Origin of the sequence: Mangrovibacterium marinum (genome assembly GCF_003046625.1) — a bacterium.
GTDB lineage: Bacteria > Bacteroidota > Bacteroidia > Bacteroidales > Prolixibacteraceae > Mangrovibacterium > Mangrovibacterium marinum.
In genome coordinates this window covers 1-9,058 of the sequence record NZ_QAAD01000042.1, presented here as the reverse complement: position 1 = coordinate 9,058, position 9,058 = coordinate 1, and the positions used below count along the sequence as shown (strand labels likewise).

Annotated in this window: 4 protein-coding genes; all 4 read left to right on the top strand. The window is 37.4% G+C overall.

What is annotated here, in order from left to right:
* Window positions 1-400: 400 nt before the first annotated feature.
* Window positions 401-3,028 (top strand): glycosyl hydrolase 115 family protein, encoded by a 2,628-nt coding sequence (locus tag C8N47_RS18400; RefSeq protein WP_107824045.1) that lies wholly within the window; start codon window positions 401-403, stop codon window positions 3,026-3,028.
* A 27-nt stretch (window positions 3,029-3,055) separates the two neighbouring features.
* Window positions 3,056-4,180 (top strand): glycoside hydrolase family 43 protein, encoded by a 1,125-nt coding sequence (locus C8N47_RS18395; RefSeq protein ID WP_107824044.1) that lies wholly within the window; start codon window positions 3,056-3,058, stop codon window positions 4,178-4,180.
* Between the two features lie 530 nt (window positions 4,181-4,710).
* On the top strand, window positions 4,711-7,101 hold the full coding sequence (locus C8N47_RS18390; protein ID WP_107824043.1) for an McrB family protein: 2,391 nt from the start codon (window positions 4,711-4,713) through the stop codon (window positions 7,099-7,101).
* A gap of 5 nt (window positions 7,102-7,106) precedes the next feature.
* Complete coding sequence (locus C8N47_RS18385; RefSeq protein ID WP_107824042.1) at window positions 7,107-8,477, top strand: McrC family protein; 1,371 nt, start codon at window positions 7,107-7,109, stop codon at window positions 8,475-8,477.
* The last annotated feature ends 581 nt before the right edge of the window (window positions 8,478-9,058 follow it).

Here is a 9,058-nt window from a genome sequence, read left to right as displayed (position 1 = left end):
GTGGTACGCCAACTGCGGATTCTCGCTTCGCAGTTCCGTGTCCTTCGGACAGGAACGCTCTCCGAAATCCGCCCCGACAACATGTACCAACCGTTGTAAGCAAGTGTGAAGAACCGACACGACACATTGAAACTTGATTGAAATAATTACAAAAACGGACGGACTGGATTTGTACTCTGTTGATAGGGCGGTGCAGTTTGAGGGGAATTTATTTTGTTTTTTCTCCCTCCCCCGCGCAAAGAAAGAAACCCCACAGCACCTTGCACACATTGGCAAAGCCCCACGAGCCCATGCTAGAACCGAAGCTTCGCCAAAGAGTGCAATTTTGCTTACGCACCCTTTGGTTTTAAAATTTTATCTTTGGTTTTTAAAAGCTTTGTTGTAATAAAATTTAAATAATATGATTCATAGGAAAGTTAAAACATCCATCAATATGCAATGTTGTAGAAAATTGATAAGTGGAAACAAAAAATTATTTCAAATAATTTTACTTGGAATTTTTATTTCAGGGGCTTCAAATGCCCAAACCAATAATCCATTCGAACTGGATTTTGTTATTGAAAAGCCTTTAACAAATAATGACTTTCCTGTGGTATCAGCGGATGGGGAAACTTCTGTAATAAGTTATGATGCTACTGATTATCCGGGCGTAATTCGTGCCATACACGATTTACAAAACGACATTGACAGTGTTACAGGTAAAAGACCATTGCTTGTTGCGGAAAACAAAGCTTCTGAATATGAAATTATCATTGGTACGCTGGGTAAAAACAGGCAAATTGATAAACTGGTTTCTTCAAAAAAACTGGATGTAAAAGACCTTGAAGGAAAATGGGAAAGTTTTGTTATTACCACCATCCCGAATCCGAATAAAAAAACCAAGAATAGCCTTGTAATAGTTGGGAGCGATAAGCGGGGAACAATATACGGGATATATGAATTAGCTAGGCAATTGGGCGTATCGCCGTGGTATTGGTGGGCTGATGTTCCTGTAAAAAAACGCACATCGGCTTATATCAAGTCGGGTCGTTATGCTTCAGGCGAACCAAAAGTAAAATACCGTGGTATTTTTATCAATGATGAAGCACCCTGTTTCACAGGATGGACGAACGAGAAATTTGGTGGTGTAAACAGCAAAATGTACACCCATATGTTCGAACTACTGCTACGTTTAAGGGCAAACTACCTTTGGCCAGCCATGTGGGGAAATGCATTTAATGAGGACGACCCTGAGAATCCACGCCTTGCTGACGAATATGGCATTGTTATGGGGACCTCACATCACGAGCCCATGATGCGTTCACAGAAAGAATGGGGAAATCATCGGGCAGAGTATGGAAATGGCGAATGGAATTACAGGACAAATGAAGAAGGATTGAAAAAATTCTGGGAAGATGGCCTGGAACGCAATAAAAACTACGAACAGGTAATCACAATGGCCATGCGTGGTGATGGAGACCTTCCAATGACAGATGCCGGCAGTGCAGAAGAGAATTTCAGGTTGTTGGAAAAAATATTTGCCGACCAACGGGATATCATTGAAAAAGTAACAGGCTCACCTGCCAAAGAAACACCTCAGATTTGGGCATTGTACAGCGAGGTATTGGAATATTATGACCAGGGCATTAAAATACCTGAAGATATGACCGTTCTTTTTTGTGATGATAACTGGGGTAACGTTCGTCGGCTACCGGAACTGGGAGACAAGCCACATCCAGGTGGATATGGAATTTATTATCACGTGGATTTGCATGGAGCACCAAGAGCCTATCAATGGTTGAATATGACCCAAATACCTCACATGTGGGAACAACTGCAATTAACTTACAGCTATGGTGTCGATAAAGTTTGGATATTAAATGTGGGCGATTTAAAACCAAACGAATATCCTATGGATTTCTTTCTTCACATGGCATGGAATCCTACCACTTACAATCAGGATAATTTGCACGATTATGCCATAAGCTTTTGTAAAGATAAGTTTGGCGAAAAAGAAGCAGAGGAAGCAGCAGAAATTCTTAGTCTATATTGTAAATATGCAAGCCGGATCTCAGCGGAGATGCTCGATGATAGAACATACAACCTTCAAAATGGCGAGTTTCTCCAGGTAAAAGATGCCTACATGGCGCTCGAAGCGAGGGCTATGCGCCAGTATTACAAACTACCTGAAAAATATAGGGATACCTATATGCAATTGGTGCTTCATCCAGTGCGGGCTATGGCCAATCTTTACGATATGTATTATTCATTGGCTATGAACAAGAAATTAGCTTCTGAAAAAGACATTAAAGCCAATTACTGGGCTGACCGGGTAGAAAAATGTTTTGCATTGGATGCTGAATTTACCAAGGATTATAATCAGAATGTTTCCGGTGGTAAATGGAACCATATTATGGACCAGACCCATATAGGATATACCTCGTGGGATGAGCCGAAGGAAGGTAATATTATGCCAAAAGTTACCCGTATTTCGCCTAATGAAGCAAAACAAGGCGGGTATGTATTTAATGAGAAAAACGAAGTGGTGGTGATGGAGGCTGAACATTTCTTTGAGGCCAATGATACTGATAATACAAAATGGACGGTGATTCCAGACTTGGGAAGAACCCTTTCGGGAATGGCTTTATTGCCTTACACGGAAAAAACCAAAAATGCAGCTATAAGTTATAAAATGAACATGAGCCCCCAATCGGACAGTATCAAGGTGTGGATTTTCTTTGACAGTACATTGCCTTTTAAAAAGGGAGGGCATAACGTTGCTGCATCATTTAAGGGAGGCAAAGAAAAGATTTGGAATATTAACCACGACCTGAATTGGGAAAACAAATACAATAAAATGTATCCTACGGGTGCGGCCAGGATGATAGAAACATCAACTTTTCTTTCAATCCCTGAAAACAAAGTTGGGGTGTATAATTTAACCATTCGCCCTTTGGAACCGGGCGTAGTAATATATAAGGTGGTAGTTGATAATGGAGGTTACGAACCTACTTATTTAAAAATGCAGGAAAGCCCTTATAACAGATAGTAATAAATTATTTAAAAAATAATAGAAATGAAAAAAGTGAAAACACTTTTGTTTATTGGTCTTTTGGGAATATCAATGACCAGTTTGGCACAGCAACCCGGAGTTGAAAAAATTGCAGGCGGTAAAACGCACGAGTTCAGATATACAAATCCCATCACAAGGGATACAGCGCTTTCTATGCGTGACCATTGTATCATAAAAGTTGAGAACAAATGGTATTGTACCGGTACGTCAAACCCGGTATGGACTGGCCCGAATCCGGGAGTCCGGCTGTTGGTTTCCGACGACCTTATTCACTGGAAACAACATTCATGGCTTATTGATGCCAGTAAATTGCCTGAAGATTGTCCATATAACGGCAGATTTTGGGCTCCTGAAATTCATTATATTCAAGGAAAATACTGGCTTACCGTAAACAGTGGGAAAGTTACCAAAGAAGACCCAAAAGGAATGAGTACACACAGCGTATGGCTGTTTTCGTCAGATGAGGTAACTGGGCCATACGTATTGGTAAATGGTCCACTTACCCCACAATACAACAACGATGCAACCCTTTTTGAAGACGAGGACGGTCAGGTGTATTTTTACTGTAGTGGCAATGGATTGTTTCAGGCTAAAATTGATTTAACCACAGGAAAACTCACTACTCCTGCAGAAAAATTTCTGGATAAGAAACAACCTGGCTGGCCGGAATGGATGATTGGCGGCATCGAAGGCCCGTTTGTAATAAAAAGAGATGGTACGTATTTTATGTTCTTTTCAACTTGGACACGCGGATATGAAGTAGGGCTATTAAAATCAAAAAATCCATTGGGGCCATGGGAACTGGTATCAGATGAACCAATTTTCGGCACAAGAAAGAAGGGATATCGACCTGAACTAGCCATTGAGGGAGGATATGACCATTTGAAATTTCAGGATACAGAAGACCCTTATTGTGAAACTGGCCATAATGCTTTGTTCATAGGTCCCGACGGTAATATCTGGAGTTCCTGTCATTATATGGGATATGAAAAACGCCCTTATCCCTATTGCTCTGAACTTCAGGATTGGGGAAAAACTCCTCAAATGGGCTACGAGCCTGTATATTATGAAAATGGCAGGTTCTATATTAAAGGCCCGACATGGACTGAACAGGTTGTTGAATATTAATATTGAGTGAAGTACCTACCCTATTTGTTAGCACATTGGCAAGTCGCACGAGCTAGGCTCAAACCAAAACTTACCAAAGAGCTAACAAATGCCAGCCCTGTTACCGCCTTTAAGGGCGGTTTGGGATTTGTCCACCCACAAAAAACAAAATAAATTCGTGCTCCGTATCAAGGTCGGTGCAGATTGATTAAGATAAAATATTAGTTTTGTAAAAACTTGTAACGGATTGACTTTGAATAATGAACACCAGCTTACAACACGCGGTATAGTTAATAAGGGTTATAGTGGTTTTTCAGGTGCAGTAACCCGCTCCAAATTTTGCTGTAACTTGACAGGTAAAAAGCCCGCAATCCCTTACTAACCATACCGCCATCCGTTGTGTTTCATGCAAAGAGAGACCCGTACAATAAAAGCCAACGCACATTTGGCACATTTGCAAGCTCCGACACACAAGCCGATGCTTCAGCTTGCAAAAGAGCCAAATTTTTGCCGACACACGGGTTTGATACGAATAGATAAAAGGATTTAAAATGAATATATTTTTCGGAAAGATTTCAAAAAAAGTTGATGTTAAACAAATAGAAGAAGGTTACTACCTATCGGCAAAAGGTTCTACATGGTTCGGAGACATCGCAATAGGAAATTATGCTTATATAATTGGTGGTGACAGAATTCAATTATGGAAAGCAAGGGAATGGGGCGAGAAAGATGGAAAGGAATGTTTGAATTTTGACATTCTAAATAAAAACCTGAATATCAACTTAAATAAGTTTACAGCTCTTGAATTTTTGAAGCTAACTCCTGCATTAATTGTACTAACATCACGTTCTGCAAGGAATCGCGCATTTTTCAAGTTAGAAACACTGAAAGACGTAACTGTAGATTACATCAAAAATTCTGAAACATACAAAGACAATTCTATTTATCGGAAAATAGTCGTTCATGAAAATGAATCAGAAATAAATGAGTCTTCCATCAATATTCAACTATACTATGACAACGGTGAACTAAAATTGTACGAAGCGGACTTTTTTGAAAATAGCGTTATTCAAAGTTTTAGAGATAATTTAAAGTTTGGAGGAAAAGGTGCTGTAAGAAAGGACAATGTAATTAAGCTATTAAAAAGCAAAAAGCTAAATCCATCAGCTGAATTTACGAATAGCGAAATTTCAATGCGAAGTCTTTATGATACTTTGTTTTGCGAATACACAGAAAAAGAGAAATATTATCTTGTTGGGGCATACTGGGATGGGTCAAATCCGCCAGACCAGACAGATAGATTTTTAAATGAGAGTATTTGGGAGAATGGATATGAGGATAAATTCACTAATGATGTTAAGAAAGTTCCTGTTGGTAGCCATATTGCTATAAAAGCTGCTTTTACGAGAGAAAAAACAAAATCTGTTATGGCTATCAAAGCACGAGGTATCGTGATTAAAAATTATGATGATGGTCGAACATTAGATGTTGAATGGGAAGATGATTTTAATCCATTTGAAGTAGATTTTTCGGGAGGTTATTGGGCTACAATAAAAGAAGTGAAGAAAAGAAACCATATCGATGCTATTTGGAATGAAAACCCTGACAATACTGTTAAAATTGAAAATCTTGAACAAATGAATTTTCCACTAAACCAAATATTATACGGCCCTCCAGGAACTGGAAAAACATATAATACTGTTTTGAAATCGGCACAAATAATTACTCCAGAAAGAGAAATAACTGATTATAACGAAGCATTACAAATTTTCAATGATAATCTTGGTGGTAGAATTGAATTTATAACATTTCATCAAAGCTATAGTTATGAGGACTTTATTCAAGGCTTAAGACCCGATGTAGAAAACAAACAGCTCAGTTTTGATAAAAAAGATGGAGTATTTACAAGAATTGCAACGGAGGCACTTTTTGAATACTACAAAAGGTCAAAAAAGCTAAAGGCAGAAAAAAAGGAAAGCCACGAGAAAAAGGATGAGAACGAAGTATATTTAGATTTCATTGAGCATTTGAAGAATTTAGAATCAAAAGATTTTAAGTCTGCAACAGGTTCTACAATTTCAATTACATCTTTTACAAAAAATGACAATGTTGAGTTTAAGCATGCTAATAGCAGTAGAACATATTTAGTTTCAGGTAATAGACTTCTAAAGCTTTTTGAGGTATTTCCTGATATTAAACAAATTAAGAACGTTCATACTGACATTAGGGATGCAATTGGTGGTTGTAATACAACAGTATATTGGGTTGCTTTAAAAGAATTCATTTCATTCTACAATAAATACGAGAAGACCACTGACGAAGAAAAAGAAGAAGTTTTTGAAGAGGTTGGCTACGAATCAAAAAAGAAGCTTCTTGCTACTTTTGACCTGAATATTTTAAGAGAAGTTTCTCATAACGATGTGCCAAACTATGTAATAATAATCGATGAGATTAATAGAGCCAATATTTCAAGGGTTTTTGGTGAGCTTATCACTTTGATTGAAGGAGATAAACGTTCACATGGTAAAATTCCACTTTCATGTACTTTACCGTCAGGCGAGCAATTTATTGTTCCTTCAAACCTTCATATTGTAGGAACAATGAATACAGCAGACAAATCAATTGCTTTACTGGATATTGCTTTGCGTCGTCGTTTTGAATTTGTACCAATGTACCCAGACTATGAATTAGAATTTGAGGAGAAAGAAACACTTCAACTAATTAATGAAAGAATTGTCGAGTTGAAAGGTTATGATTTTCAAATTGGTCACGCCTATTTTATGACAGATGATTTTGATTTAGTTGATTGCATTAACAATAAGGTAATTCCTTTATTGCTTGAGTACTTTTTAAATGACGAAAATGAAGTAAAAAACATTTTGTCTCATGCAGGTCTTGTTGTTAAAGAAAATGGATGGCCTTTACAAATAATAGGTAAATAGACTTTATGATAAATCTTTTTGAATATCAGAATAAAGTATCATTCAAGGGCAATTACTCAGGGCTTGAAAATTTCTTGGATGAAATATGGAATAAAAGAGAGCGAAACAACTTTTATGAAATAGATGATTCAGAAAAAGTTGAAGTTCAGCGATTTGTTCAATTTATTCATAAGACTAAAGAGATTAAATCAAATAAATATGTAGGAGTAATTCATTTTGAAGGTCAAAAAGTAAATCTGCTTCCAAAAATATTCTATGATTCAGAAAAAATATATGACACTAAAGAAATAAATGCAATCCAACAGCACATATTGTGGTATTTGAGTTATTGTCGGAAACTAAAATTCCCAAATTTTAAATCTTCCTTGGGTAGTTTAAAGAACGATTTTTTTGAAATCTTAATTTACCTCTTTGCAAAATATACAAGAGAGTTACTTTCAAACTCTATATTTCAACAGTATGAAGAAGTAGAAAGAGAGGTTCACAATATTAAAGGACGTTTAAATACTTCGGCTTATATTACTGAAAACCTTTCAAAAGCTCATTGGCATAAAGTTAGCTGTACTTATGATTCATTTGTAATGGACAATAAATTTAACAGGATTGTTAAGTACGTTACACAGCTACTCTTCAATGTCAGTTCAAATTTTGAGAACAGAAAATATCTAAGAGAAATTCTCTTTATACTTGATGATGTTAGTGACGAAAAGGCTTCTGCTATTGAGTGTTCAAGTATAGTTTTTAATCCAATGTATAAGGAGTTTGAAACCATTAGAGATTATTGTACTCTTTTTCTAAGCAACAGTATTTCTATTGATTATAAAAATGATTTGAAGCTTTTTGCTTTTCTATTACCGATGGAATATCTATTTGAAGATTTCGTGTTTGGTTTTATAAATAGAGAGTTGAAAGAGATAAATGTCAAGTCACAAGTAAGTTCTACTCATTTGGATGAAGGAAAGATATTCGGATTAAAACCTGATTTGTGTATTTCAACGGTAACAAAAAGATTTATAGCGGACACAAAATATAAAATTGCATATTCCGACAAGAATGACCCAAAAAATGGTGTTTCGCAAAATGATTTGTATCAAATGGTAGCTTATGCAATTCGTTTTAATATTCAGGATATTGTTTTACTTTATCCTAACATGTTAAAAACAAGACAGAATGGAATGTCAGGAATGCAGATAATAGATAAACTGGCAACAGATAAAGAGATTAATATTTCGTCTCATCAATTACCAATAATAAATTATGAACTATTTGATACTGAATCCGATTTTAGAAATATTGAACTATCGGAATTGTTTAAGAAACAGAAAGAAGAATTGAAAATAAAATTGAGAGATGTATTTGATGCCAACCCTTTGTAGTCAAGCACATTGGCAGGTCGCTCAAAAAGCCGACCCACAACCAAAACCAGCCAAAGAGCTTGCCAACCCAATCGCACGGGCTGACAGAAGAATAAAGCACGAAAACACAACACTTAGCCTCTAATCAAGCGTTGCTTGCATACGCTTGGTATTGGAGGCTTTGTTGAACTAAACACTGCCCCTGGCTTAACCGACTGTTAATTAACTATTTTCGGATAGTGTTTTCAATCGGTTTTTTGTTTCCCTTTCGGAAGGCGTTTGGGGTGGTATTGTTGGCCTTTCAAGCCCGGTTTTGGCTGCAAAACCGACTATGCCGGCCAAATAGCTTCTGCTTTGACCCTGTTTTCGGCAGCAAGGGGCTCCTCTGGGCAGGCGGTTTTGGCGACCGGACATAGCTTTCCCATTTACGCTCCGGGGCGTATTTCGAAAAGATCCACAAAACACCGTCATTGGCCCATTCCGGCCAATGGATTTACAGGCGGTGCACGCTTTCCGGGATAAGTTTCCAGCAGCAGTAGTTCGCCGCCACAATCCTTACACTTCAGCACCGAGCGCTCTCCAAAGCGCAGCTCCAGGATCTG